This is a genomic window from Amycolatopsis ponsaeliensis (genome assembly GCF_030182635.1).
GTDB classification, from domain to species: Bacteria; Actinomycetota; Actinomycetes; order Mycobacteriales; family Pseudonocardiaceae; genus Amycolatopsis; species Amycolatopsis ponsaeliensis.
Genome location: NZ_JAPZLD010000034.1, coordinates 1 through 25,651, shown reverse-complemented (window position 1 = coordinate 25,651; position 25,651 = coordinate 1). Strand labels below are relative to the sequence as shown.

At 71.6% G+C, this 25,651-nt stretch carries 23 protein-coding genes and 1 pseudogene; 15 read left to right on the top strand and 9 right to left on the bottom strand.

Annotated features, from left to right (window positions below; all coding sequences use genetic code 11):
• Positions 1–9 precede the first annotated feature (9 nt).
• On the top strand, positions 10–360 hold the full coding sequence (locus QQ657_RS38020) for an ArsR/SmtB family transcription factor (RefSeq protein WP_284747178.1): 351 nt from the start codon (positions 10–12) through the stop codon (positions 358–360).
• The gene (locus QQ657_RS38015; protein ID WP_284747177.1) at positions 357–992 is read left to right on the top strand and encodes an SRPBCC family protein; all 636 of its coding nucleotides are present in this window, start codon (positions 357–359) and stop codon (positions 990–992) included. The genes QQ657_RS38020 and QQ657_RS38015 overlap by 4 nt, the downstream gene beginning before the upstream one ends.
• A gap of 151 nt (positions 993–1,143) precedes the next feature.
• Here the strand turns inward: QQ657_RS38015 and QQ657_RS38010 are convergent, their stop codons facing one another.
• Positions 1,144–1,524 (bottom strand): PASTA domain-containing protein, encoded by a 381-nt coding sequence (locus QQ657_RS38010; protein ID WP_284747176.1) that lies wholly within the window; start codon positions 1,522–1,524, stop codon positions 1,144–1,146.
• Positions 1,525–1,625: 101 nt separating this feature from the next.
• Between QQ657_RS38010 and QQ657_RS38005 the strand changes: the two genes are divergently transcribed.
• The 5 genes from QQ657_RS38005 (at position 1,626) to QQ657_RS37985 (ending at position 9,288) form a co-directional block, all read left to right on the top strand.
• Positions 1,626–3,197: a deoxyguanosinetriphosphate triphosphohydrolase family protein gene (locus QQ657_RS38005; protein ID WP_284747175.1), complete on the top strand. Its 1,572-nt coding sequence runs from the start codon at positions 1,626–1,628 to the stop codon at positions 3,195–3,197.
• Positions 3,198–3,505: 308 nt separating this feature from the next.
• On the top strand, positions 3,506–6,382 hold the full coding sequence (locus QQ657_RS38000; protein WP_284747174.1) for a S8 family serine peptidase: 2,877 nt from the start codon (positions 3,506–3,508) through the stop codon (positions 6,380–6,382).
• A gap of 72 nt (positions 6,383–6,454) precedes the next feature.
• Positions 6,455–7,126, top strand: a complete 672-nt coding sequence (locus QQ657_RS37995) for an acVLRF1 family peptidyl-tRNA hydrolase (protein ID WP_284747173.1) — start codon at positions 6,455–6,457, stop codon at positions 7,124–7,126.
• Positions 7,127–7,271: 145 nt separating this feature from the next.
• The gene (locus QQ657_RS37990) at positions 7,272–8,900 is read left to right on the top strand and encodes an ABC-F family ATP-binding cassette domain-containing protein (RefSeq protein ID WP_284747172.1); all 1,629 of its coding nucleotides are present in this window, start codon (positions 7,272–7,274) and stop codon (positions 8,898–8,900) included.
• Positions 8,901–9,078: 178 nt separating this feature from the next.
• Positions 9,079–9,288: a helix-turn-helix domain-containing protein gene (locus QQ657_RS37985; RefSeq protein ID WP_003071237.1), complete on the top strand. Its 210-nt coding sequence runs from the start codon at positions 9,079–9,081 to the stop codon at positions 9,286–9,288.
• Here the strand turns inward: QQ657_RS37985 and QQ657_RS37980 are convergent, their stop codons facing one another.
• Positions 9,289–10,524, bottom strand: coding sequence for a glycosyltransferase 87 family protein (locus QQ657_RS37980; protein WP_284747273.1), 1,236 nt, complete (start codon positions 10,522–10,524; stop codon positions 9,289–9,291).
• A gap of 278 nt (positions 10,525–10,802) precedes the next feature.
• Positions 10,803–11,654 carry an LLM class flavin-dependent oxidoreductase gene (locus QQ657_RS37975; protein ID WP_284747171.1) on the bottom strand — a complete coding sequence of 284 codons (852 nt, stop codon included), beginning with the start codon at positions 11,652–11,654 and terminating at the stop codon, positions 10,803–10,805.
• A gap of 72 nt (positions 11,655–11,726) precedes the next feature.
• Between QQ657_RS37975 and QQ657_RS37970 the strand changes: the two genes are divergently transcribed.
• A complete protein-coding gene (locus QQ657_RS37970; protein WP_284747170.1) occupies positions 11,727–12,155 on the top strand; it encodes a MarR family winged helix-turn-helix transcriptional regulator in 429 nt (142 codons plus the stop codon).
• A 97-nt stretch (positions 12,156–12,252) separates the two neighbouring features.
• Entirely contained in the window at positions 12,253–14,130 is a 1,878-nt protein-coding gene (locus QQ657_RS37965; RefSeq protein ID WP_284747169.1) for an ABC transporter ATP-binding protein, read from the top strand.
• A gap of 236 nt (positions 14,131–14,366) precedes the next feature.
• On the opposite strand, the gene QQ657_RS37960 is transcribed toward QQ657_RS37965, so the two are convergent.
• Both QQ657_RS37960 and QQ657_RS37955 read right to left on the bottom strand, forming a co-directional pair.
• Positions 14,367–15,527 (bottom strand): serine hydrolase domain-containing protein, encoded by a 1,161-nt coding sequence (locus QQ657_RS37960; protein ID WP_284747168.1) that lies wholly within the window; start codon positions 15,525–15,527, stop codon positions 14,367–14,369.
• Positions 15,528–15,655: 128 nt separating this feature from the next.
• Positions 15,656–16,384: an SIS domain-containing protein gene (locus QQ657_RS37955; protein WP_284747167.1), complete on the bottom strand. Its 729-nt coding sequence runs from the start codon at positions 16,382–16,384 to the stop codon at positions 15,656–15,658.
• 118 nt (positions 16,385–16,502) lie between these two features.
• Between QQ657_RS37955 and QQ657_RS37950 the strand changes: the two genes are divergently transcribed.
• The 6 genes from QQ657_RS37950 (at position 16,503) to QQ657_RS37925 (ending at position 21,161) form a co-directional block, all read left to right on the top strand.
• Complete coding sequence (locus QQ657_RS37950; RefSeq protein WP_284747166.1) at positions 16,503–17,195, top strand: alpha/beta hydrolase; 693 nt, start codon at positions 16,503–16,505, stop codon at positions 17,193–17,195.
• A gap of 94 nt (positions 17,196–17,289) precedes the next feature.
• Positions 17,290–18,537 (top strand): SAM-dependent methyltransferase, encoded by a 1,248-nt coding sequence (locus tag QQ657_RS37945; protein ID WP_284747165.1) that lies wholly within the window; start codon positions 17,290–17,292, stop codon positions 18,535–18,537.
• A 97-nt stretch (positions 18,538–18,634) separates the two neighbouring features.
• A complete protein-coding gene (locus QQ657_RS37940) occupies positions 18,635–19,840 on the top strand; it encodes an LCP family protein (protein WP_284747164.1) in 1,206 nt (401 codons plus the stop codon).
• A gap of 42 nt (positions 19,841–19,882) precedes the next feature.
• Entirely contained in the window at positions 19,883–20,416 is a 534-nt protein-coding gene (locus tag QQ657_RS37935; protein ID WP_284747163.1) for a GNAT family N-acetyltransferase, read from the top strand.
• Positions 20,413–20,934, top strand: a complete 522-nt coding sequence (locus QQ657_RS37930; protein ID WP_284747162.1) for a GNAT family N-acetyltransferase — start codon at positions 20,413–20,415, stop codon at positions 20,932–20,934. The genes QQ657_RS37935 and QQ657_RS37930 overlap by 4 nt, the downstream gene beginning before the upstream one ends.
• Positions 20,934–21,161, top strand: coding sequence for a hypothetical protein (locus QQ657_RS37925; protein ID WP_284747161.1), 228 nt, complete (start codon positions 20,934–20,936; stop codon positions 21,159–21,161). Before QQ657_RS37930 ends, QQ657_RS37925 begins: the two co-directional genes overlap by 1 nt.
• Before the next feature lie 20 nt (positions 21,162–21,181).
• Here the strand turns inward: QQ657_RS37925 and QQ657_RS37920 are convergent, their stop codons facing one another.
• The 4 genes and pseudogenes from QQ657_RS37920 to QQ657_RS37905 all read right to left on the bottom strand — a co-directional run.
• Positions 21,182–21,643, bottom strand: coding sequence for a peroxiredoxin (locus QQ657_RS37920; protein WP_284747160.1), 462 nt, complete (start codon positions 21,641–21,643; stop codon positions 21,182–21,184).
• An 89-nt stretch (positions 21,644–21,732) separates the two neighbouring features.
• On the bottom strand, positions 21,733–23,550 hold the full coding sequence (locus QQ657_RS37915; RefSeq protein WP_284747272.1) for a putative bifunctional diguanylate cyclase/phosphodiesterase: 1,818 nt from the start codon (positions 23,548–23,550) through the stop codon (positions 21,733–21,735).
• Between the two features lie 248 nt (positions 23,551–23,798).
• Positions 23,799–25,259 carry a cytochrome P450 gene (locus QQ657_RS37910; RefSeq protein WP_284747159.1) on the bottom strand — a complete coding sequence of 487 codons (1,461 nt, stop codon included), beginning with the start codon at positions 25,257–25,259 and terminating at the stop codon, positions 23,799–23,801.
• 88 nt (positions 25,260–25,347) lie between these two features.
• Positions 25,348–25,536: pseudogene (locus QQ657_RS37905) on the bottom strand (helix-turn-helix domain-containing protein); the annotation flags it as partial.
• Positions 25,537–25,651 lie beyond the last annotated feature (115 nt).

Below are 25,651 nucleotides of genomic sequence, written 5' to 3'. Positions count from 1 at the left end.
TTTGGCCGGGTGCACGCGTTCGACGTCCTCGGTGATCCGGTCCGCCGCCGGATCCTCGAGCTGCTGGCCGACGGCGAGCGGGCGGCAGGCTCGGTGACCGAGGTCATCCGGGCCGAGTTCGGCATCTCGCAGCCCGCGGTGTCCCAGCACCTGAAAGTGCTGCGCGAGAACGGCTTCGCGGTCGTCCGGCAGGACGGGACCCGGCGGCTGTACGCGGTCGGGCACGCACCGCTGCGCGACGTCGACGCCTGGCTCGACCGGTTCCGCCGGTTCTGGACCCCGCCGCTGGACGCACTGGCCACCGAAATCGCCCGCGGCAAGCGCGCGCGGCGCCGTATCGAAGAAGGAGACTCCCCGTGATCGACGTCAGCCACCAGATCAGCGCCGTCCGCCGCACGCTCGGCGACCGGGTGCTCGAAGGGAAGGAAGCCCGCGTCCTGACCATCGGCCAGGTCTACGACACCGACGTCGACGACCTGTGGGACGCCTGCACGAACCCCGAGCGCATCCCGCGCTGGTTCCTGCCGGTCAGCGGCGAGCTGAAGCTCGGCGGGAAGTACCAGTTCGAGGGCAACGCGGGCGGCACGGTCGAGCGTTGCGACCCGCCGAAGAGCTTCGCCGCGACGTGGGAGTTCGGCGGCAACGTCAGCTGGGTCGAGGTCCGCTTGACGCCCGAGGGCGAGGGCACCCGGTTCGAGCTGGAGCACGTCGCGCACGTCGACGAGCGCTGGGAGGAGTTCGGCCCGGGCGCGGTCGGCATCGGCTGGGACGGGGCCCTGGTCGGCCTGGTCCTGCACCTGTCCGCGCCGGGCACGGCCGTCGACCCGGAAGCGGCGATGGCCTGGATGATGTCGCCGGAAGGCATCCGGTTCATGACGGCGTCGAACGAGGCCTGGTACGAGGCCGACGTCGCCGCGGGCGCGGACCCGGCGAAGGCCCGGGCGGCGGCCGACCGCACGCTGAAGGCCTACACGACCCCGCCGGAGGCCTGACGCCCGTGTCGACCCTCCAGTCACGCGAGTCGACCCTCTGATCACACGTGATGCCCCTTCAATCACGGGTGTGACCCTTCGGCGCACGGAGGCCGGATGGCATCTCGCGTGATTTAGCGGGCATCACGTGTGATCGGAGGGACGACACGGCTCAGCGGTCGGTCTTCTTGACCGCCGTCAGGGTGATCACCGCGTCGGCGGGGACCTCGGTGCCGGGTGCCGGGTCCTGGCCCGTCTGTACCCAGTTGCGGTCGAGGACCAGCATCCGGCCCTGGCCGGTGCCGTCGACCTCGCGCAGGTTGTAGAGGCCTGCGCGCTGCATCGCGTTCTGGGCGTCCTGGTGGTCCATGCCGGAGACGTCTGGGACCTTGATCAGTGCGGCGGAAGTCGTGGCCGGCGGCGCGGCCGTGGTTTCGGCGCCGGTCGGGGCCGAGGTGCCGGTCGACGCTGGACTGCCGGCCGGCCCGGCGCCACAGGCGGCGAGCCCGGTACCGAGCACCAGGGCGGCGGCGAGGCGGATTGGGCGGTTCATGGCGGCTCCTCCGTCGATGGATACCCCTTCAATCGATCCGTGAACTCGTGATGTTGCCCATCGATCGGGTGAACCGGAGCCCGCCGGATAAGGTCGGGCGCATGGATCAGGGCAGCGAGCAGACCGACCCGAGGGTGGTGCGGCGGGACCCCGTCACTAACGCCGGCGGGTTCACCGACCTGGCGACCAGCCCGTTCCGGATCGACCGCGACCGCATCGCCGCGTCCCCGTTCTTCGCCCGGCTCGGCGGGGTGACGCAGGTGGTCAGCGCCGGCGGGGCCGGGCTGCTGCACAACCGCCTCACCCACAGCCTGAAGGTCGCGCAGGTCGCCCGCGCCATCGCCGAGCGGATCACCACCGGGGACGACGCCGGCCTCGTCGACAAGCTGGGCGGCTGTGACCTCGACGTCGCCGAGGCCGCCGCGCTCGCCCACGACCTCGGGCACCCGCCGTTCGGGCACCTCGGCGAGCAGACGCTCGACCGCATCGCGCGCCACCGCTTCGGCCTGGCCGACGGCTTCGAGGGCAACGCCCAGACCTTCCGCATCATCACCACGACCGACGTGCGCGGGCCGTCGGCGATCGGGCTCGACCTGACCACGGCGGTGCGCGCGGCCGTCCTGAAGTACCCGTGGCTGCGGCTGCACCACCCGGCGCCGCACCCGTCCGAGATGGCCGTGCCGCCGCGCGGTGCCGGCGAGCCGGACGAGGCGCCCGGCACCGGCGCGGCCAAGTTCTCCGCCTACGCCACCGAACTCGACGACTTCGAGCAGGCGCGCGCGGCGTTCGCGGGACGCGTCGAAGGCTGGCAGCAGACCGTCGAAGCGTCCGTGATGGACACCGCCGACGACATCGCCTACGCCATCCACGACCTGCAGGACTTCCACCGCATCGGCGTCCTGCAGCACGCGCCGGTGGCGGCGGAGCTGGGGGAGTGGCTCGAGCACGCGGGCGAGCTGGCCGCCCTCGACGACGAGACGCTGCACGCGGAACTGCGCCGCCCGGGCCGGTCGCTCGAGCGCGTCCGCCGCCGGATGCACGTCAAGGACGCGTGGATCGTCGACGACGACGCGTTCGCCGCCGCGGTGGCCCGGGTCCGCGCGGAGCTGGTCGACGGCCTGCTGGCCGCGGAGTTCGACGGCTCGATCGAGGCGGAGCAGGCCACGGCGGCGTTCTCGGCCAACTGGACGGCACGCCTGGTCGATGGTGTGTTCGTGCTGGCGTCGCCGTCCACCCGCACCGGCCACGTCTCGCTGCGCCCCGCCCAGTGGCACGAGGTCCAGGTGCTGAAGTTCGTGCACCGCCGGTTCGTGCTGCTGCGCCCGGACCTGGCGTTGCACCAGCGCGGGCAGGCCGGGGTGGTGTCGAGCCTGGTCGACGCGCTCGACGCGTGGCTGTCCGACCGCGACGAGGTTTCCCGGCTGCCGCGGCGGCTGCACGACCTGGTGGAGCTGGCGCACGCGGAGTACACCGGGCTGGCGCGGTCGGCGCCGGAGCTGCTCGTCGGGGCGACGGGGGAGCCGGTGTCCGGCCCGGACGCCGTGCGCGGCCTGGCCCGGGGCCGGGCGGTGGTCGACTTCGTGGCTTCGCTGACGGACAAGCAGGCGGTGACGCTCTTGGACGCGCTGTCCGGGCGGGCCGCCCAGCCGTGGTCGGACTCGTTCGTGCTGTGATCGACGACTGTCCGGTTCTTGTCCGATCCGGCGATCCCGTGCAGTGATATCGCTTGACGCGGCTGGTCCGTTTCGTTCGTCCTGTAACGGTTGCGTGGTTCCGCTGAACGGCCTACGACTTACGGTCCATTCAGGAAATTCCCCATCCGATGTCACTCGAACGGCCGCTGCTTACAAGGAACTCACAGTACTTAGCTTGATCCTGCCGGTGATCACCGGCGATCGGTCAGCGTGAGTCGGGGCACGCGCCTGGAGATAATCGGAGGGCGCACGTGCGTCGTACCCGTTCCACGAGATCGAGATCCACTGTGCTCACAGCCGGGGCCGCGGCGCTGCTCGCCGCCCTCGGCCTCGTGTCGCCGCCCGCCGCGGGCGCCGCCACCGCATCCACACCGGACACCTTCAGCGAAGTCGCACAGCAGCAGATCGCCGCCCTGCAGGCGGTGAAGGCGGGCCGCACCGCCGCCGAGTCCAAAGTGGACAGCAATCTGCTCGCCGCCCAGAAGGGCGTGACCAAGCAGCTCAACGCGCTGCAGTCGGGGGCCCAAGTCTCTGCGGCCGGGACCGTCCTGGTCGACATCCGCGCGAGCAAGGTCTCGCCGGACCTCATCAGCTCGCTCACCAAGGCCGGGGCGGGCATCCGCGCGGTGTCCGACCGGTACGCCAGCGTCCGCGCCGAGGTGCCGCTGAACCAGCTCGCCGCGATCGCGGCCCGCGGCGACGTCAAGCGCGTCGAGCAGGCCGACCAGGCCATGACGGCCCGCGAGCTGGCCACCCCGGCGACGACGCCGGCCAAGACCGAAACCAAGCAGCAGAAGGCTGACCGCATCGCCGGCGAGCTGCAGAAAGCGGTTGCGAGCAAGTCGCAGCGCAGCGCTGCCGCCGCCGCGACCCTGACCAGTGAGGGCGACCGCGCCCACAACGCCGACATCGCCCGCCAGCAGTTCGGCGTCACCGGCGTCGGCGTCAAGGCGTGTGCGCTGTCGGACGGCGTCGACTCCCTGGCCGCGTCGCAGGCCAAGGGCGAGCTCCCGCCGAACGTCGACGTCATCGCCGGGCAGGAGGGCGACGGCGACGAGGGCACCGCGATGCTCGAGATCATCCACGACCTCGCGCCCAACGCCGCGCTCGGCTTCGCGTCGGCGTTCAACTCCGACGCCAGCTTCGCGGACAACATCCGCAAGCTGCGCTTCGAGTCGCACTGCGACGTCATCGTCGACGACGTCATCTACTTCAAGGAATCCCCGTTCCAGGACTGGATCATCGCCCAGGCCGTGAACGACGTGACCGCGGACGGCGCGCTGTACTTCTCGTCGGCGGGCAACGAGGGCAACGTCGCCGACGGCACCGCCGGGCACTGGGAAGGCGACTTCGTCGACTCCGGCAAGTCGGTCGGGAAGTTCGCCGGCACCGCGCACAACTTCGCCGGCACCGCGGGCAACCAGATCTACGAGCCCGTCTCCGACGCCTCTTCGGCCGGTGTCCCGGTGACGCTGCACTGGTCCGACCCGCTCGGGCACTCGGCCAACGACTACGACCTCTACCTGCTCAACTCCGCGGGTGCCGTGGTCAGCTTCAGCCAGAACGTCCAGGACGGCACCCAGGATCCGTTCGAGATCCTGCAGACGCCGGCCTTCGGCGGCACCGGGCTGCGCTTGGCCGTCGTGAAGTTCTCCGGTCAGGCCCGCTACCTCTCGCTGTCCGCGCTGCGCGGCCGGTTCAAGGACTCGGCGGACGGCCTCAAGGCCTACAACACCCCGGGTGTCACGGTCGGCCACTCGGCCGCGCGGGACGCCTTCAGCGTGGCGGCCACCCCGGCTGCCGCGGCGTTCGGACGGCCCTTGGAGCCGGGCGACCCGGCCAACCCGGCCGGCCCGTTCCCGGGTGCGTTCAGCGGCGCGTCCAAGGCCGAGCGGTTCACTTCGGACGGCCCGCGGCGCGTGTTCTACGAAGCCGACGGGACCCCGATCACCCCGGGCAACGTGTCTTCGACCGGTGGTGAGGTCCGGAACAAGCCGGAGATCACCGCGGCCGACGGCGTGAAGACCAGCGTGCCCGGCTTCAGCCCGTTCTTCGGCACCTCGGCCGCCGCGCCGCACGCCGGAGCCATCGCGGCGCTGGTCCTCTCGGGCAACCCCGGCCTGCCGCCGTCGGAGGTCCGCGAGGCACTGATCAACACCGCCGTCGACATCGAAACCCCGGGTCGCGACAACTTCACCGGGTCCGGCGTCATCCTCGCGGACAAGGTGCTCGCCTACACCGGTGCCAGCCCGCAGCCGCTCGTGGTGGCGAAGCAGCCGACGGTCACCCCGGCCGACGGCGGTTCCGCGCTCGACCCGGGCGACACGGCCAAGGTGACGCTGCCGGTGACCAACGACGGTGACGGCACCGCCGTGTCCACCAGCGTCGTGCTCACCAGCCCGACCCCGGGCGTCACGGTGGCGCCGCGGTCCAAGTCCTACGGCACCATCAGCCCGGGACAGACCGGCGTCAACGACTTCACCATCACCGTCCCGGCGACGCAGCAGCTCGGCGCGCCGGTCGTCCTGAACGCCCGCGTCAGCTTCGCCGGTGCGCACTCGCCGACGACGTCGACGTTCTCGCTGCCGGTCGGCACCCCGTCGCCGGTCGCGCAGGACTTCGCCTACACCGGTGCCCCGGTGGCGATCCCGGACAACAGCCCGGTCGGCGCGTCGGTGACCATCCCGGTCACCGGGGTCGGCCGCGCGTCCAAGGTCGGGTTCTCCGTGGACGGCACCAGCTGCAGCACCGGTACCGCCTCGACCACCGTGGGGCTGGACCACACCTACGTCGGTGACCTGGTCGGCTCGCTCACCGCGCCGTCCGGGGCCAAGGCCACGGTGTTCCAGCGCAACGGCGGCTCGGGCAAGAACCTGTGCCAGGTCGTCTTCGCCGACAACGCGGCGACCGCGTTCAGCACGGTGACCTCGGCCAACGCGCCGTTCAGCGGCACGTGGCGGCCGACGCAGTCGCTGACCGCGGGCCTGACGGGCGCGGCGGTCGACGGCACGTGGACGTTCGCCGTGGTGGACGTCGCCGGCGGCGACGTCGGCTCGATCCGCTCGGTCGCCCTGCACATCAACGGGTTCGTGCAGCCCCCGGCGGCCGGAGCGCCGTCGAACGTGCGGGGATACACGAACAACGGGCCGGTGCACCCGCTGTAACCGGCACGAAGTGAACTGAACCACCCGTACGGGGCCGTCGCGGCGACGCGGCGGCCCCGTACCGTTCCTCCCATGGCGAAGCCCCGGCAGGTCGCGGGCGGCGGCCGCGCGGTGGAGGTGCCGCCCGACCGGCTGGCCGGCTGGTTCGACCGCTTCTGCGCCCGCCACGAAGGGGCCGAGACGACCGAGGTCGCGGAGCGCGCGGTGCGCGTGGTCGCCGTCGACGGGGCCACCGCGACCGCGACCGTCTCTTTCGGACCGCTCGAAGCGCCGCCCGGGACGTTCGACGGCCTGGTCGTCGACGCGCTCCTGGCCCACGCGCTGGTGCCGCGGCGGATCGCGCTGGTGCTGGTGCGGCTGGGCGGGCACAGCATCGGCATCGCGCGCGGGGGCCGGGTCGAGCTGTCGCGCACCGACCGGCACCTCGTGCAGGGCCGTTCCGCCGCGGGCGGCTGGTCGCAGCAGCGCTTCGCCCGGCGTCGCGTGGGCCAGGCGCGCCACGCGCTCGAGGACGCGGCGAAGGACGTCTTCGAAGTGCTCCTGCCCCGGTTGTCCGAAGTGGACGCCGTGGTGCTCGGCGGGGACCGGCGGGCCCTGGCCGCCCTGGCCCAGAACCGCCGGCTGGCCCCGCTGTTCGCCCGGGCCGAGCCGCGCGTGCTGGAGGTCGGCGAGCCGAGCCGGGCCGTTCTGGAAGAAGCCGCCGTGCGGGCGCTGTCGGTGCAGGTCACGCTGCACGACGGGTGAGACCGCACACGTCCGGAAAATCCGGTGGACCGCGGCCCGTACACTGGTCTCCGTGGATATCCAGCTGGAGTGACGCCGGCGCCGGTCACCACCGACCGGCCGCTTGACGCTGTCCTCCATTCACCCCCTTCCACGGGAGTTTCCCTTGATCACGGCCACCGGCCTTGAGCTGCGCGCGGGTTCGCGCATCCTGCTCGACGGCGCGACCATCCGCATCCAGTCCGGCGACCGCATCGGCCTCGTCGGCCGCAACGGCGCGGGCAAGACCACCTCGCTGAAGGTCCTCGCGGGCGAGGGCGAGCCGCACGCGGGCGACGTCCGCCGCACCGGCGAACTCGGCTACCTGCCGCAGGACCCGCGCGAAGGTGATCTTTCGGTCACCGCGAAGGACCGCGTGCTTTCCGCGCGCGGCCTCGACAAGCTGATGCGCGACATGGAGAAGGCGCAGGCCTCCATGGCCGAGCTCGTCGACGACGCCGCGCGCGACAAGGCCATCAACCGCTACGCGCGGCTCGAGGAGCGCTTCTCGTCGCTCGGCGGGTACGCCGCGGAGAGCGAAGCCGCGCGGATCTGCTCGAACCTCGGCCTGGCCGACCGGATCCTGGCGCAGACGCTGCAGACGCTGTCCGGCGGGCAACGCCGGCGCGTCGAGCTGGCGCGGATCCTGTTCGCCGCGGCCGAAGCCGGTGCCGGCGGCAAGTCCGAGACGATCCTGCTGCTCGACGAGCCGACCAACCACCTCGACGCCGACTCCATCAACTGGCTGCGCGGGTTCCTCAAGCAGCACGACGGCGGCCTGGTCGTGATCAGCCACGACGTCGAGCTGCTGGCCGACGTGGTCAACAAGGTCTGGTTCCTCGACGCCACCCGCGGCGAGCTCGACCTGTACAACATGGGCTGGCAGCGCTACCTCGACGCGCGCGCGACCGACGAGAAGCGCCGCCGCCGTGAGCGCGCCAACGCCGAGAAGAAGGCGTCGGCGCTGCAGCAGCAGGCCGCGAAGCTCGGCGCGAAGGCGACGAAGGCCGTGGCGGCCAAGAACATGGCCCGCCGCGCCGAGCAGATGCTCTCGGCGCTCGACGAGACCCGGGTGGCCGACAAGGTCGCCCGGATCAAGTTCCCGGAGCCCGCGCCGTGCGGCCGGACCCCGCTCACCGCCGAAGGCCTCTCGAAGTCGTACGGCTCACTGGAAATCTTCACCGGGGTCGATCTCGCGATCGACCGCGGTTCGAAGGTTGTCGTACTCGGGCTGAACGGTGCGGGAAAGACCACTTTGCTCCGGCTCCTCGGCGGAATGGAAACTCCGGACACCGGGGGGATCGTGCCGGGTCACGGAATGCGTTTGGGCTATTACGCACAGGAACACGAAACTCTTGATCATGATGCGTCGGTGTGGGAAAACATCCGACATCTCTCACCGGACACCGGTGCTCAGGAGTTGCGGAACCTGCTCGGCTCGTTCCTCTTCACCGGCGAACAACTCGACCAGCCCGCCGGCACCCTTTCCGGCGGCGAGAAGACCCGGCTCGCGCTTGCCGGCCTGGTCTCCAGTGCTGCCAACGTCTTGCTCCTCGACGAGCCGACGAACAACCTGGACCCGGCCAGCCGTGCCCAGGTCCTGGACGCTTTGCGGAGCTTCGCCGGTGCCGTCGTCCTGGTCACGCACGACCCCGGTGCCGTGGAGGCGCTGGAGCCCGAGCGGGTCATCCTGCTGCCCGACGGGACCGAGGACCACTGGTCGGCGGACTATCTGGAACTTGTCCAGCTTGCGTGACTCTGTGCGTCCATTCGGGTGCAAGATCGTTGCGACCGGGCACTGGAATGGCCCAATGTGATCGCAGTTTCGGTCGTTTTACGTCTGTCGTCTGGCATTCCGGCGCTCAGTGTTCGATCATTGCCCCGGCAGGGGTCAATATGTGGCCCAGAACACTCTCGGCGGGAAGGCGATCGACGTGGCTGATCTCAAGAAAGGCGCGCGGATCACCGGCAACACGCGCGACAAGCTGGCCGCTGACCTGAAGAAGAAATACGAGAAGGGCTCGAGCATCCGGGCGCTCGCGGAGTCGACGGGGCGTTCCTACGGGTTCGTCCACCGCGTGCTGTCGGAGTCCGGGGTCCAGTTGCGGGGGCGCGGCGGGGCCACGCGAGTCAAGAAGAAGTAGTCACGAACTGCTGCGCGGGGGGCGCGCAGTGGAAGCTTCGGCCACACGGAACGCCAGGTGGGCCCCGAGCAGGACCAGCGGGTACACCAGGTAGCCATAGCGGGTGGCCGGGGTGAGCAGGATCAACGCGCCGAGTCCGACGGCGATGCGCAGCAGTGCGCCGGAGCCGTTCGCGGGGGGCCGGCGCACCAGCCAGACGATCATCGCCACGGCCGCGGCGCCGACGAGTGCGAACGCCGCCACCTGGCCCACCGGGCCGGTTTCGGCGATCAGGTGGCCCGGCAGCGGGCTCGCCGCGGGCGATCGCACGGCGCCCATCCCGAGGGGAAAGCGGAAGACGTGCTCCACGAACGCCGCCGGGTCCACGAGGTACACGGGCAGGTGCAGCGCGGCCGTGGTGGCCACCAGCGCTGACCCGAAGCGGCCCACGGCCGGCCAGTCGAGCCCGGTCTTGTGGCGAACCAAGTCCGGGCGCACCAGCACGAACACGGCCAGCACAGCGGCCGCGGGCGCGACGATGAGCTTCGCGCTGACGACCAGCGCGAGCACCAGGCCCGCCCAGGCGGCCCGCCCGGTGGCGGCGAGCGCGCAGGCGAGCACCAGCAGCCCGACGATCGCCAGGTCCGGCCCGGCGACGGCCCAGGTGAGCGCGGTGAGCGGGCAGGCCAGCGCGAGCTGGGCGGCGCCGACCGGGACCTTGGGCCACTTCAGCAGCCTCAGCGTGCCCAGCACGCAGGCGCAGGCGGCCAGGGCGAACATCCAGCGGGCATCGGTGAGGGCGTCGCCCAGCGGAGTGCCGCCGAAGAGTGCGCGTGGCAGCCCGAAGACGGCCATGACCGGGCCGTAAGGGGTGTAGTCGTTGACTTCCGGCGCCCGGCCGAGCGCGGTGACGTCGACGTACGGGGTTCCGTGGTGCAGCAGCAGATCCGCGGACCGCTCGATCACCCAGACCTCGGGCTGTGCGGCCCATGAGAACGGCGTGATCAGCCAGTCCACTCCGGTCAGTCGGCGGATCACCAGAAGCAGCAACGGAAGGATCATTGCCAACAGGGCGACGGCGGCGATCCCGCACCAGCGCGAGCCGAGTGCGCCGCGCGGCGTACGCCCGGTTCGTGCGCACAGCAGCAGCCAGCCGCTGTGGAGCGCGCCGAGGGCGTAGGCGACGGTCGCGAAGTTGCCCCAGACGCGGTAGCCGTAGAACTCGGACTTGAGCGCGGTCGGCAGGGCGAAGGCCAGGCAGGCGAGGTAGAAGCCGAGGTCCCACCGGAGCGGTGCCCGGTCGAGAGTGGCCGCGGGGGCCGTGAAGAGCCGTGCCGCGCGCCGCCATGCGGGCGCCCGGCCCACCTCCGTTCCCACTCGGTCAGGCTACCGAGGGCGCCGGAATCGTCGCGGGCCGCCCGGTTCAGCCGGGTTCCGGCAGGCGGGGGAGCGGGTTCGCGGGGTCTTGAATGAGTCATTCAGGACCTCCCAAGACCTGAATGACTCATTCAAGACGCTGCCGCCGGCCGGGTCGGTCAGCCGAGTTCTCGCAAGCGGGGGAGCAGCTTCGCGGCCGCTTCCGAAGCCGTGACAACGTCGTCACGGCCGGTCGGCATGAGGACCAGCTCGGTGAACCCCGCCTCGACATGACTCCCCGCGAGCCGCACGGCACTGTCCGCATCGGACGGCAGCCGGAACTGCGCCGCACGGCGGATCGTCGCCGGGTCGCGGCCCACCGCCGCGCAGTGCTCGTCCAGTACCCGTGAAAGCCGTTGCAGCTCCGTGATTTCCGTGCCCGGCAGCGCCGCGTTGAGCCACACGTCGGCGTGCTGGGCGACGACGCGCAGGCCGAGCTTCTCGCCGCTGCTGCCCAGCCACAGCGGCGGCTTCGGCTGCCGTGGTTTCGGGTCGCTGCGCGCGCCGGTCAACGTGTAGTGGCGCCCCGGGTAGTCGGTGACCGGCCGGGTCCACAGGAGACTGAGGATTTCGCAGGTCTCGGCCAGTCTTTCGACGCGTTCGACCGGCGATGGCGTCAGCGTGCCCATCATCGCGTCGGTGAACGCGTCGCCGCCGGCGCCGAGGCCGACGTCGAGCCGGCCGCCGGAGAGGTGGTCGACCGTCGCCGCGATCTTCGCGAACGTGCCCGGGTGGCGGTTGGTGGCGCCCGACACCAGACAGCCGATGCGCACGCGCTTCGTCGCCTCGGCCATCGCCGCGAGGAGCGTCCAGCCGTCGAAGACGTCGCCGGTGCGGTCCGGGCCCATCGGGGCCAGGTGGTCGAAGACCCAGCAGCCGTCGAAGCCGGCGTCGTCGGCGATGGCCCAGATCTCGCGCAGCGCCGCGATGCCGAGGTGCTGCTGGGGTGGCTTGAGGCCGATCGTGACCATGATGCTCTCCTGATTATCAGTGTGACAAATCATCAGCAAGACTGACGATCAGCCTAAGTGTAGAGTTCTCCCATGTCCAGCGACCTCGCTGTCACCCGCCGGCTCGGGTACCTGCTCAAGCACGCCCAGCTGCGGCTCGCCGAGCTGGCCGAGCCGCTGTACGCGCCGCTCGGGGTCACCGGCCGGCAACTCGCGCTGCTCACGCTGTTCGGCGACGGCCCGGCGCTGTCGCAGCAGGAGGGCGCCGCGCGTCTCGGCATCGACCGGACGACGATGGTCGCGCTGGTCGACGAGCTGGAGGACAAGGACCTGGTCCGGCGGGAGGTCGCGCCCGGCGACCGCCGCAAGCGCCTCGTGACCCTGACCGGCGAAGGCGAACGGGTTCGCGCGGCGGGCGAGGACGCCACACGGCAGGCCGAGGCGCGGCTGCTGGAGCACCTCGGCGAGGATGACGCGCAACAGCTGCGCGCCGCACTGCACCGCGTTGTTCGCGGGGAGTGAACGGCGGCGGGAAGCAAACGGACGGCGGTGGCGTTGTCCAGGTCATATCCGGAGAAAACCTCAGCTATGGTAGAGGTTTTGACACTGGGGGTTTCCCATGGACAACACCTGGGCGCTGCTGAGCTCGGCGATGCGCGCCAACGACGTCCCGAAAGGGCTGAGCCGCGGCACGCTGAAACGCGTCGCGCGGTTCGCCCGCCCGCACTGGCGGCGGCTGGTCGCCTTCCTCGTGCTGACCGTCATCTCGGCGGTACTGGCCGTGTCGACGCCGGTGCTGGCGGGCAAGGTGGTCGACGCGATCGTCGGCGGCCGTGACCTGAAGCTGGTCATCTGGGTCGCGATCGTCATCGCCCTGCTCGCGGTCGCCGACGCCGGGTTCGGCCTGATCGAGCGCTGGCAGTCCGCGCGCATCGGCGAAGGCATCATCTACGACCTGCGGCGCGCGGTGTTCGAGCACGTGCAGCGGATGCCGATCGCGTTCTTCACGCGCACCCGCACCGGAGCGCTGGTCTCCCGCCTGAACAACGACGTCATCGGCGCCCAGCGGACGTTCACCGCGACGCTGTCCGGCCTGGTCACCAACACGATCCAGCTGGCGCTCTCGCTGGCCGTCATGCTGACGCTGTCGTGGCAGGTCACGCTGCTCGCGCTGGTGCTGCTGCCGATCTTCGTGCTGCCCGCGCGCCGGCTCGGCCGCCGGATGGCCGGGCTGCAGCGCGAAGCCGCGAACCTCAACGCCGGCATGACCACGCAGATGACCGAGCGGTTCTCCGCACCGGGCGCGACCCTGGTGAAGCTCTTCGGCCGTCCAGTCCAGGAAGCGGACGACTTCGGGCTGCGTGCGGGGCGCGTGCGCGACATCGGGGTGCGGACGGCGATGCTGACCCGCTGGTTCATGACGAGCCTGACCCTGGTTTCGGCGCTGGCGCAGGCGCTCGTCTACGGCCTCGGCGGGTACCTCGCGCTGACCGGCAAGCTCGCGCCGGGCACCGTCGTCGCGCTCGCGCTGCTGCTGACCCGGCTCTACGCGCCGCTGACCGCGCTGGCCAACGTCCGCGTCGACGTCATGACGGCGCTGGTGTCCTTCGAGCGGGTCTTCGAGGTCCTCGACCTGAAGCCGATGATCGAGGAGAAGCCGTCCGCGCGTGCGCTGCCCGCTTCTTCTTCCGGTGGTGTCGCCGTCGAGTTCTCGGACGTCCGCTTCGGTTACCCCGCGGCGGATCGGTACTCGCTGGCGTCGCTGGAGGACGTCGCGACGCTCGACCACCGCGGCGGGGACGAGGTGCTGCACGGGATCTCGTTCCGCGCCGAGCCGGGGCAGATGGTCGCCCTGGTCGGGTCTTCGGGTGCGGGGAAGTCGACGATCGCGTCCCTGCTGCCGCGGCTGTACGACGTCGACTCCGGGGCGGTGCGGCTGTCCGATGTGGACGTCCGGGACCTGAGTTTCGCTTCGCTGCGGGAGACCGTCGGCGTCGTGACCCAGGACGGGCACCTCTTCCACGAGACGATCCGCGCGAACCTGGCCTACGCGCGGCCGGGCGTCACGGACGACGAGATCTGGGAGGCGCTGGAGCGCGCGCGGCTCGGTGAGCTGGCGCATTCGCTGCCGGACGGTCTCGACACGACGGTCGGGGAGCGCGGCTACCGCCTCTCCGGCGGCGAGCGTCAGCGGTTGACGATCGCGCGGTTGCTGCTGGCGCAGCCCAAGGTCGTCATCCTGGACGAGGCGACCGCGCACCTGGACTCCGAGTCCGAAGCGGCGGTCGGCGAAGCCCTGACCCACGCGCTGGCCGGCCGCACGGCTTTGGTCATCGCGCACCGCCTCTCGACGGTCCGCGCGGCCGACCAGATCCTGGTCCTGGAGCACGGCGAAATCGTCGAGCGCGGCACGCACGAGGAACTCCTGGCCGCCAACGGCCGCTACGCAACCCTCCACGCAACCCAGTTCGCGGAAGAAGAACCCGCCGTAGCGTGATCAGCCACGTGACTCGCGTGATTGGGCCCGTGACTCGCGTGGGTTTTGGGGGGGCGCGGCGCGGGGGGGGGCGCGCACAACCCGGGACACCCGGCTGGAAGAGGGGGGGTGTGTGGGGGGGGGGGGGGGTTGGCGCGGGTGGGGGGCGCGGGGGGGGGGGGCGCCCGGCGTCGCGCCCGCCCCCCCCCCCCCCCCCCCCCCCCCCCCCCCCCCCCCCACGGCTCTGATCACGTGGGTTACGTGTTCGGGAGGGACTTGTAGAGGGCTTGGACCAGGGCCATTTTGCGGGGGTCGTCGCGGATCAGGGGGCCCAGCTGGTTGAGGGTGTAGCCGAAGGCGATGCCGTTCTCCGGGTCGGCGGCGCCGGTGGAGCCGCCGAGGCCGTCGTGGCCGAAGGCCGTGGGGTTGGGGCCGAAGCCGCGGGCGTCGCTGCCGAGGTAGAAGCCCAGGCCCCACTCGTTCGGCAGGCCGAGCACCGCGTCGACCTCCTTGCCCTGGCTCTCCCGGGCCCGGGCCAGCCCGGCGGGGGACAGCAGCGTCCCGTCGACCAGCCCGCCGTAGATCGTCGCGATCGCGCGGGCCGTGCCGTGGCCGTTCAACGCCGGCATGACGGCGTGGCGGAAGGCCGGTTCGTTCGCGTGGTGGCCCGCCAGCTGAGGATTGGTCAGCGCCGCCTGCGCGACGGGACCGGCCGCGGCGAACGCCGTGGCCAGCGCGTTCGCCATCTCTTCCGTCATGACCGGATCGACCAGGGTCGCGCAGCGGTCCAGGTCGGCGTCCGGGCCCAGCCCGATGGAGAAGTCCGCGCCGAGCGGCCCCGCGACCTGCTCGGCGAAGAACTCGCGGATGCCCTGCCCGGCGATCCGCCGGACGACCTCGCCGACGAGCCAGCCGTACGCCAGCGCGTGGTACCCGCCCGCGGAACCGGGCTCGTACAACGGTTCCTGGGCCGCGTACAGCGACGTCATCAGGTCCCAGTCGTACAGCTCCTCGACCGCCACCGGCCGGTCGATGCCGATCCCGGGCACGCCGGAGCGGTGCGAGAGCAGCCACCGGACCGGGACCTCGCCCTTGCCCGCGGCGGCGAACTCGGGCCAGTACTTCGCGACCGGCGCGTCGACGTCCAGCTCGCCGGCGTCGGCGAGCCGGTGCGCGCAGATCGCGGTCATGCCCTTGGTCGTCGACCAGACGTTGGCGAGGGTGTCCGCCTGCCACGGACGCGCGTGGTCCGGGTCGGCCCAGCCGCCCCACAGGTCCACCACGACTTCGCCGTGGCGGAGGGCCGTGAACGCCGCGCCCAGCTCGCCGCGCTCGCGGAAGTTCGCTTCGAAGGCTTCGCGCACCGGCTCGAACCCGGGAGCGCACTCGCCGTGCACCGTCGCCGTGGCACCGTCCATGGGATCTCCTCAGCTCGTCGTTGAGCACACCGACCAGTCGGTATGGCGACGCTAAAGGGGCCGGGCACGCCCGTCAAGGCGTGCCCGGCCGGTGCTTTTTCACGAAACCGGCACAGTCACGGAAAGAGCTACTTGAGCCGCGGCACGATCGCGCTGTACTTCTCCAGCAGCGCCGCGTTCGCCTCGTCGCCGCCTTCCACATTGGAGCTGCGCCACAGCGGGACGTCGAGACCTTCGGCCGTCCCGCGGTCGTAGACCTGCGCGAGCACGAGATTCCACAGGAACGCGTTGACCACAGTGGACAGCGGCGCGGTGCGCGGCGCGTCCGGCGGGTAGCTCGCGTCGCCGGGGATGACCAGCGAGTCCAGCACGACCGTGCCCTGCTCGACCAGCGTGCTCGACGACCGCCGCGGCGCCGCCGCCACGCACGCCCGCGACGTGATCGCGATGACCGCCGCCCCGCGCTCGCGCGCCTCGATGCACAGCTCGACCGGGTACGGGTTCGACCCGGACGTCGAGAACACCACCAGCACGTCGTCCGGCCCCGGCGCGCGCTCGGCCAGCACCTCGGCGGCCAGTCCGGTGCGCCGCTCGGTCTTCGTGCTGCTCACCGCGCCGTGCAGCGGGAGCAGGTCCGGGTGGTACAGCGGATACACACAGGCCAGGCCGCCGGCCCGGTAGAACGTCTCGGCGACGGCCGCCAGCGAATGCCCGGCGCCTGCGGTATAGACCAGTGCGTCGGCCCGGATCACCCCCAGCACCAGATCCGCCGCTTCGCGCACTGCCTCGGCGTTGGCCTGCTCGACGTCCGCCAGTTGCTTCGCGACGCTGCCCGAGATGTCCGTGGCGCTCACCACACCCACCCTTCCGTAGGGGACCGGGCGCCGAATCTACCGCGAAGATGGTGGTAGGCGGTGGAATAGCCCGGTGGGCGGGCGCGGTTGACCCGGATGCGGGGCCGACAGGAGGACACGGGTGAGCGAAGCGGAACCGGCGGTGTCCGTGTGGCGGGCACGGGGGCGGACCGAAGCGGTCGTGCTCGTGCTGCACGGCGGCGCCGAGCGCGGCACGGGCAGCGTGCCGCCCTGGAAGCTGGCCTTCCTCAGGATGGTCCCGATCGCGCGCGCCCTGCACCGCGCCGGCCGCCGGGACGGCGTGGAGGTGCGGCTGCTGCGCAACCGCCGCTACGGCTGGAACGCCCCCGCCATGGACCCCCTCGACGACGCCCGCTGGGCCCTCGAGCGCATCCGTGCCGACCACCCCGGCCTGCCGGTGGTGCTCGTCGGGCACTCCATGGGTGCCCGGGTGGCGCTGCGCGTGGCCGACGACCCGGCGGTGCGCGGGGTCTGCGCGCTGGCGCCGTGGACGCCGCGGGGCGAGCCGGTGGACGCCGTCGCCGGGCGTTCGGTGCTCATCGTGCACGGCACCCGCGACCGGATGACCAGCCCGGTGGAGTCGCACGCCTTCGCCGAACGCGCCGAGGGCGTCGCCGCCCGCGTCGCCCGGTTCGAGATCGCCAACGAGGGGCACGCGATGCTCCGCCGGTCGTCCGTGTGGACCCGGCTGACGATTGCTTTCACACTGGAAGTGCTCGCCGGGGACCCCGCCGACGAGTTGCGCGGCGCGTGGGCCGCGCCGGGGCCCGAGCGGCTCCGAATACCGGTGTGAGACCACCCCCGAACAGGGCATACAGCGAAACGCGCCGCGGGGGTGCGGCGACTACGATCGTTCACCGGCGCACCAGGCCGGCGGAGGGAGAACCGTGACCACCTCGAGTGTTGACCGCGCTCAGACCAGCCCCGACGAGTCCCGCTGGCCGGGCTTGGCCAGCCCGCCGCACTCCCCGCTGCGCGCGCGGATCGCCGCCACGCTGTTCCGCCGCGCGGTCCGCCCGCTCGACGTGCGGGTGACGTTCCCCGACGGCACCGTGCTCGGCGCCGGCGGCCCGGAATCACCCGAAATGCGTATTCTGCGTCCGGAGTCCTTCTTCCACCGCCTCGGTGCCGACGCCAAGATCGGCTTCGGCGAGTCCTACATGGCCGGTGACTGGACCGCGTCCGACCTGGCCGAGGTGCTGACGCCGTTCGCGGAGCGGATGGCCACCCTCGTGCCGCCGGTGCTGCAGAAGTTCCGGAAGATCGCCGAGCGCACCCAGCCGCCGTCCGAGGAGAACAGCCTCGAGGGCGCGCGGGCCAACATCCACCGGCACTACGACCTGTCCAACGACCTGTTCGGCGCCTTCCTCGACGAGTCGATGATGTACTCCTCGGCGCTGTTCGGCCCCGGCGAGGACCTCACCGCCGCCCAGCACCGCAAGATCGACAGCGTGCTGGACTACGCCGGCGTCCGCGCGGGCAGCGAGGTGCTCGAAATTGGCACCGGATGGGGTGAACTCGCCATCCGCGCCGCGGCCCGCGGCGCCCAGGTGACGTCGCTGACCATCTCGGAGGAGCAGCGGGCGCTGGCCACCGAGCGGATCGCCGCGGCCGGGTTCTCCGACCGCGTCGAAGTGAAGCTGTGCGACTACCGCGAGTCGAGCGGCCAGTACGACGCCGTGGTCAGCGTCGAGATGATCGAGGCCGTCGGCGCGTCCTACTGGCCGACGTTCTACGCCACGATCGGCGAGCGGCTGCGCCCCGGCGGGCGGTTCGGCCTGCAGGCCATCACCATGGACCACGACCGGATGCTGGCGGCCTCGCGCGCCTACACCTGGATCCACAAGTACATCTTCCCCGGCGGCATCATCCCGTCGGTCCGCTCGATCGAGGACGGCCTGGTCGCGAACACCCGGCTCAAGCTGGCCGGGATGCGCGAGTTCGGCCAGGACTACGCGAGCACGCTACGGTTGTGGCGCGAACGGTTCCTGCACCGCTGGACCGACATCGCCGGGTTCGGGTTCGACGACGTCTTCCGCCGGATGTGGGAGTTCTACCTGGCCTATTCCGAGGCCGGGTTCCGCTCCGGGTACCTCAAGGTCCACCAGTTCGGCTACGAGGCGACCGGCAAGTAACCGCCGGCGGCCAACCCCTACCCGGTGCCGCACGTCCTCCTTTCGAGGACGTGCGGTCTACTGACGACGACACGTTTGTCCGGATCGGGATTGGGTGATGGTGATGACGTACCGTGGCGACGACGGCGGGCGCCGGATGCCGCCGCCCGGCGGGCGCTCCCGCGACCACCAGCGCGCGCAGATGATGCCGCTGCCCGGGCGCGGCCAGAGCCCGTACGACGAGCGCACCCGCCCGATGGGCACCCGCGAGGACGAGCGGCAGTACGCGCCGCCCCCGTCGCGCCAGGACCCGCCCCGGCGGCCGGTGGACGACGACTACCCGCCGTCCCGGCCGCCGCGCCGGCGTCGCTGGAGCTTCGGCAAGATCCTGCTGACGCTGGCGCTGGTGTTCGTCGTCTTCCTCGCCGGCATCTGGGTCTACCTGGAGTTCTCCATCAAGCGCGTCGACGCGCTCACCGACTACTCGGGGCGCCCGGTCGCCGCGTCCGGCACCAACTGGCTGATCGTCGGTTCGGACAGCCGCGAGGGGCTCACCGCCGCGGACGAGGAGCGCCTGGCCACCGGCGACGTCGCGGCGGCCGGCGGCGGGCAGCGCACCGACACGATCATGGTCGCGCACATCCCGGACAACTCCACGAAGCCGACGCTGCTGTCGCTGCCGCGCGACTCGCAGGTGGCGATTCCCGGTCACGGCAAGAACAAGATCAACGCGGCGTTCTCCCTCGGCGGGCCGAAGCTGCTCGCGCAGACCGTCGAAGGTGCCACCGGCCTGCACATCGACCACTACGCGGAGATCGGCTTCGGCGGGTTCGCCAAGATCGTCGACGCGATCGGCGGGGTCGACATGTGCATCGACAAGGACATGAACGACACGGTGACCGGGATCAGCATCAAGGCGGGCTGCCCCCAGACGCTCGACGGCCGGTCGGCACTGGGCTTCGTCCGGATGCGGCACAGCGACGCGACGCCGCGCTCGGACCTCGACCGCATCGCCAACCAGCGCAAGTTCATCGGCGCGCTGGTCAGCCAGATCGCGAGCCCCGGCACGCTGCTCAACCCGTTCCACTTCTTCCCGCTGCTGGGCTCCGGGCCGGACGCGCTGACCCTGGACTCGGGCGACCACGTGCACAACCTGGTGGGCCTGGCGCTGGCGATGCGCGGCATCTCCTCGGGCGGCGTGGTGACGACGACGGTCCCGGTGACCAGCGGGTCGGCGGAGAACTGGGACAAGACCAAGTCGAAGCAGATGTTCGACGCGCTCAAGAACGACACGGAGATCCCGGACAGCGTCATCGTCAATTAATTCGGGAGCGCCGCAGGGCTCGGCCGGGGCACCATGGAACCCATGGAGACCCCGGCCGAGACTTTTGCCCGTGACGAGTTTTCGCTGACCCGCTGGACGTTCGCCGACGCCGGCGCGGTCCGGGCAGCGGTTTCGGGGTCCGGCGCGCACCTGGCCGATTGGGTGCCCTGGGCCGCGGGCGGCTACACGGACGAGGATGCCGCGGCCTTCCTGCGCTTGACGCGGGAAAACTGGGAGACCGGCCGGGCGTACGAGTGGGCGATCCGGGTGGACGGCTCACTCGTGGGTGCCGTCGGCGTGATGACCCGCGACGGCGGCGTCGAGATCGGCTACTGGCTCGCGCGGGCCTTCACCGGCCGCGGCCTGGTCACCCGTGCGGTGACGCTGGCGGTCGACGACGCCTTCCGCCGTGGCGCGGAGTACGTCGAGATCCGGCACGACGAGGCGAACGTCCGAAGTGGAGCCGTTCCGGCGCGGCTCGGGTTTTCGATGGTGCGCAAAGAATCCGAGGACTCCGGCGACCTTCCCCCGATGTGTGCCGGCGTCAAGCAGGTGTGGCGGAAGGAGCGGCCGTGAAGGAGACTTACGCCGAAGACGGCTTCACCCTGACCCGCTGGGCGTTCGCCGACGCTCCGGAGCTCACCGCGACGGTCGCCGGGTCCCTCGACCACATCGGGGCCTGGATGATCTGGGCGGCCGACGGCTACACCGCCGAGGACAGCGCCGAGTTCCTCGAGCGCTCGCGGAAGAACTGGGAGACCGGGGAAACGCACGACTTCGCCATCCGCGTCGGCGGCTCGATCGCGGGTGCCGTCGGCATCATGGCGCGGGACGGCGGGGTCGAGATCGGCTACTGGCTCGCGCGGGAACACACCGGCCACGGCCTGATCACCCGCGCGGTGCGGCTGCTGACGGCGGAGGCGTTCCGGCTCGGTGCCGGCTACGTCGAGATCAAGCACGACGAGCGGAACGTCCGAAGTGGAGCGGTGCCCGCGCGCCTCGGTTTCACGAAGGTGCGCGAGGAACCGGTCGAACAGCCACTCGCCCCGGCCTGCGCCGGGACTAACCACGTGTGGCGGAAGGAGAAGCCGTGATGCAGACGCTGGCTTTCCCGCGCGGAGCCGAGCCGAGCCACCGGTGGTTGTGCGAGCGGCGTGACTTCACGAACCGGGCCGGGAAACGCGGGAACCGCGCGGACGCGCACGAGTACGCGATCCGGTGGCACGGCGGCGGGCGGCGCCGGCGTGACCGCCCGCGAGGGTGGCCGGCGGCCGGCGTGCGCCGGCCGCCGGGTTGGCCGCCCCGCGGGTGGCGCCGCTGACCGCGGCGCCGCCCGGCGGGTCAGGAAACCTTGTTCCGCTCCCGCAGCACCTTGAGCGCCTGGTCGGCGTGGACCGTGAAGTTCAGCTCGCTCTTGATCTTCTCGAGGATCTTCCGGTCCTCGCCGATCACGAACGTCGCGCGCTTGGCGTGCAGCGGCAGCAGCTTCCGCCAGACGCCGAACTGCTTGGCGACCTCACCCTCCACATCGGACAGCAGGGGGTAGTCGAAGCCGTTGGCCTCGGAGAACTGCCGCTGCTTGGTGACGCCGTCCGGGCTGATGCCGATGCGGTGCGCGCCGAGCTCGGCGAACTCGGCGGCCAGGTCGCGGAAGTGGCAGCTCTCGGCCGTGCAGCCGCCGGTCATCGCGGCGGGGTAGAAGAACAGCACCACCGGGCCGGTGGCCAGGAAGTCCGACAGCGTGCGGTCGGCGCCCTGGTCGTCGGGCAGCGTGAAATCGGGGGCGAGGTCTCCGGCGTCCATGGAGGTCCCTTCTCGTCGGCGGCAGAACCCATCCTGCCGGGTCTTCGGAGCCACCGCGGAACCGGCTTGGTCTTTCCCCGCGCGCCCGGTCAGCCCGCGGGGTGGCGGGCGATGAGCTCGTCGACCTCGTCACCGGTGGCCGAGTCCGTCACGAACGGGCCCCGGGCCGCCAGCACGCCCAGCTGACGCAGCCGTGCCGCCTGCTCGTGCGTCCGGACGCCTTCCGCGCCCACCCGGAGCTTCAGCTCCCGGGCCCGGGTGACCAGCTGCGTCAGGTGCCGCAGCGCCGGCTCCGGCGGTGAGTCGGAGTCCAGCGCGTCGATCACCGCGCCCGAGAGGATCACGTGGTGGACCGGCAGCCGGCGCTGGGGGATCAGCTCCAGGTCCGCCGAGCCCGTGATGGTCAGCACCAGCTGCGTCCCCAGGTCGGACAGCACGGCGAACGAGTCCAGGACCTCGCCGCGCGGGTCGAGGACCGAGTCGCGGTCGGTGCACAGGCGCAGCGCGTTGGCTGGCAGCTCGTGCTTGTCCAGCTGCTCCTTGACCAGCATCACCAGGTCCGGGTCGCTCGCCAGCCTCGTCGGCAGCTGGACGCACACGTCCGGCGCCGCCGCCCCGAAGCGCGACCGCCAGCGGGCCGTCGCCGCCAGGGACTCGGCCAGGAGCCAGCGGCCCAGCGGCACCGTCATGCCCGTGGTCTGGGCCAGCGGGTAGAACTCGTCCGAGCCGAGCTCGCCCTTCTCCGGGTGGTTCCAGCGCAGGCCCGCGTTGACCGCGGCGAGGCGGTCGGGGTCGGCGAGCTTCACCGTCGGCTGGTAGACGAGCGAGAACTCGCCGTTCTCCAGCGCCCCGGCGATCACCGCGCCCAGCTGGTAGCGGCCGCGGTCGCGGGCGTCCAGCTCGGGGTCGAACAGCATCCACTGCGCCTTGCCGGCCTCCTTGGCGCGGTGCAGCGCGATCTCCGCCGCCCGCAGCAGCTCCGCCGCGCCACCCTCGACCGCCGCGCGCACCACGATGCCCGCGCTCGCGCTCACGCCGATGCCGTGCCCGCCCAGGTAGATCGGCTCATTGAGGTCCTCCAGCGCGCGTTCGACGAGGTCGACGACCTCGGTGGCGGCGAGCTCGCCCCGCAGCAGCACCGCGAAGCCGTCACCGGACAGCCGGGCGACGAACCCGTCGTGGTGGCCGGTGAACACCGCCGACAGCTTGCCCGCGACCCCGCGCAGCACCTGGTCGCCGACGCCGGCGCCGAGGCCGTCGTTGACCACCTTGAAGCCGTCGACGTCGAGGTAGATCAGCGCGATGTCGTCGCGCGCGCCGGCGCCGAGCGCCGCTTCGAGCTTCGTGGTGAACGACGACGCGTTGGGCAGCCCGGTCAGCGGGTCGTGCACGTTCTGGTGCAGCAGCCGTTCCTGGAGCAGGTGCAGCTCGTTCGCGTCGGACACCATCAGCACCGGGTAGATCGAGCCCGGCCGGTCGCCGGGCAGCCGGGCGAGGGTCACGTCGGTCCAGAGCTGCCCGTCCTCGGTGTGGTCGAGCAGCATCCGCTCCTGGTAGCGCTCACGTCCGCCGCGCACCTGCTCGAGCCCCGCCTTGAGCCGCGAGACGTCGTGGTCGGTCGAGCCGAGGTCGGTGAGGTGGCGGCCGCGCAGCCGGTTCGGCGAGCAGCCGAGCAGCTGGCCGAGCGCGAGGTTGGCCTCCACGATCTCGCCGTCCGGGTCGGCCAGCGCGATCCCCATCGGCGACGCGGCGTAGAGCGCCGTGAACCGGTGCAGGGCGCCACCGTGACCGGAGCCGGCGTGGTCGACCGCGTCGTGCGCGATCTCCAGCAGCAGCGGCTCCAGCTCTTCCAGGGGAAGTGTTACTCCTTTGGTGTCGGCCAACGTCGCCGCCCACCGGCGCGCCACGTCCAGCAGTCCTGGCGCGGCACCGGACTCAGGCACACTCCACCTCTTCACGCGCAAGTCAGGCCAGTTCAGCCGTGGTGCGAGGGATCATGAAGCCACACCGGGTACCCCTCGCCCGCGACCGATGCCACGCCATCACGTGCGTCACGGGGTGTCTACCGGCTGAACGAGTGAACGAATCTCCACAAGCGGTAACTTTTTGTCACACGGTGTATGCAGTGGTGGACAGTGTTGGTCGGCGGCAGGGGTCAGCGAGGGGTGAGACGCACCGGAAGGCCGTCGGCGGGCACCGGCAGGGACACGTAATCCCACTTCGCGGTGTAACTCTCCGGAACCGACCAGCGGTGGGCCCGCAGCATTTCGTGCATCAGCAACTTCACCTCGAGACCGCCGAAGTGGAGTCCGATGCACTTGTGCGCGCCGCCGCCGAAGGGCATCCACGCCATCCGGTGGGACTTGTCCTCGCGGCGCGGCTCGGCGAACCGCTCGGGGTCGAACTCGAAGGGGTTCGTCCAGCACTCCGGCGAGAAGTGGTTCACCGTGGGCGAGACGCCGCACAGCGTCCCCGCGGGGATGTAGTGGCCGAGCACCTCGGTGTCCTTGACGGTCTGCCGGGTCAGCGACGGCACCGGCGCGACGAGCCGCAGCGCCTCCTTCATGACGAGGTCGAGGGTTTCGAGCTTGTCGATGGCGTCGATGTCGAGGATGTCGTCGCCGAGGGCGAGGGACTCCTCGCGGGCGCGTTCCTGCCACTCGGGGTGCTTGGCGAGGTAGTACGCCATGGCGCTGCTGGTGATGGTCGTCGTGTCGTGCGCGGCCATCATCAGGAAGATCATGTGGTTGACGATGTCGGTGTCGGTGAACCGGTCGCCGTCCTCGGTGGTGGCGTGGCAGAGCGCGGTGAACAGGTCGTCGCCGTCCGAAGTCCGCTTCGCGGGCAGGGTTTCGCTGAAGTAGCGCTCGAGGACCTTCCGGCCGTGCAGCCCGGCCGACCAGCGCCCGCCGGGCACCGGGAAGCGCATCAGCGCGGTGCCGGCGCGCACGGAGCTGACGAACGCGCGGTTGATCCGGTGGGCGTCGGCGCCGCTGCGCATGCCCATGAACACGCGCGTCGCGACGTCGAGGGTCAGCTGCTTGAGCGCCCAGTACAGCCGCGGGCGCTCGGTCGATCCCCAGCTCGCGACGCCTTCGCGCAGCGCCGGGCCCATCTCGCCGACGTAGCCGATGAGCCGCTGCCGGGTGAACGCCTCCTGCATGATCCGGCGGTGCAGGTGGTGCTCGCCGAAGTCCATCAGCATCAGGCCGCGCTCGAAGAACTTCTCGATGAAGAACTTCCAGCCTTCCTGCGAGAACGCCTTGTCCTTGTTGACGAGCGCGATCTGCGTCGCCTCCGGCCCGGACAGCGCGACGATCCGCCTGCCGAAGCCGCCGGTCCACGACACGGGGCCGTAGAGCTCGTAGCGGCGCAGGCCGAACGCGGGGCCGAAGCGCATCATCTCGAGCATGTGCCCGACGACCGGCGGGCCCTCGTCGCCGAGGACGGGCTTGAGGCCGCTGCCGGCGGGCGGCGTCGCGAGCTCCTTGACCGGCCAGCGCGACTGCAGCCAGCGTTCGTCGACGCGGTGGGGGAGGCGGAGCGAGGTCAGGGGCGGCACGCGTTCGCGCAGTGCTTCGGCAGCTCGGCTCACGGTGCCCGGCAAAGTGACCATCTCCCCGCTGAGATCGGCGACACCTCCACGATGCACCCTTGTTGACGATGTGACAACAGGTTGGGGTGTCCTCTTTTCGGGTGGCTTCTCAGTGAGCCGCCGCGCGGCGGTGGTCGCTCGGGTTCGCGCCCCGGACCCGCTTGAACGCGGCGCTGAACCCGAAGGCGTCGGAGTACCCGACGGTGCGGGCGACTTCCGCGATGGTCTTGTCTTCTCGCTCGGCCAGCAGGTCGGCCGCGAGCGCCATCCGACGGTGGGTCAGGTAGGTCAGCGGCGGGGGGGGGGGGGGGGGGGGGGGGCGGCGGGGCCCCACGGCGGCCCCGGCGCCCCCGCCGCCGGGCGCCCCCCCCCCCGCCCCCCCGCCCCCCCCCCCCCGCGGCGGGGGGGGCGCC

Bases quoted from the DNA above. Each gene is read 5' to 3' on its own strand.
- QQ657_RS38010 (WP_284747176.1), bottom strand. From the start codon at position 1,524: ATGAACCGCCCAATCCGCCTCGCCGCCGCCCTGGTGCTCGGTACCGGG.
- QQ657_RS38005 (WP_284747175.1), top strand. From the start codon at position 1,626: ATGGATCAGGGCAGCGAGCAGACCGACCCGAGGGTGGTGCGGCGGGAC.
- QQ657_RS37995 (WP_284747173.1), top strand. From the start codon at position 6,455: ATGGCGAAGCCCCGGCAGGTCGCGGGCGGCGGCCGCGCGGTGGAGGTG.
- QQ657_RS37975 (WP_284747171.1), bottom strand. From the start codon at position 11,654: ATGGTCACGATCGGCCTCAAGCCACCCCAGCAGCACCTCGGCATCGCG.
- QQ657_RS37970 (WP_284747170.1), top strand. From the start codon at position 11,727: ATGTCCAGCGACCTCGCTGTCACCCGCCGGCTCGGGTACCTGCTCAAG.
- QQ657_RS37965 (WP_284747169.1), top strand. From the start codon at position 12,253: ATGGACAACACCTGGGCGCTGCTGAGCTCGGCGATGCGCGCCAACGAC.
- QQ657_RS37960 (WP_284747168.1), bottom strand. From the start codon at position 15,527: ATGGACGGTGCCACGGCGACGGTGCACGGCGAGTGCGCTCCCGGGTTC.
- QQ657_RS37940 (WP_284747164.1), top strand. From the start codon at position 18,635: ATGGTGATGACGTACCGTGGCGACGACGGCGGGCGCCGGATGCCGCCG.
- QQ657_RS37935 (WP_284747163.1), top strand. From the start codon at position 19,883: ATGGAGACCCCGGCCGAGACTTTTGCCCGTGACGAGTTTTCGCTGACC.
- QQ657_RS37925 (WP_284747161.1), top strand. From the start codon at position 20,934: ATGCAGACGCTGGCTTTCCCGCGCGGAGCCGAGCCGAGCCACCGGTGG.
- QQ657_RS37920 (WP_284747160.1), bottom strand. From the start codon at position 21,643: ATGGACGCCGGAGACCTCGCCCCCGATTTCACGCTGCCCGACGACCAG.
- QQ657_RS37910 (WP_284747159.1), bottom strand. From the start codon at position 25,259: ATGGTCACTTTGCCGGGCACCGTGAGCCGAGCTGCCGAAGCACTGCGC.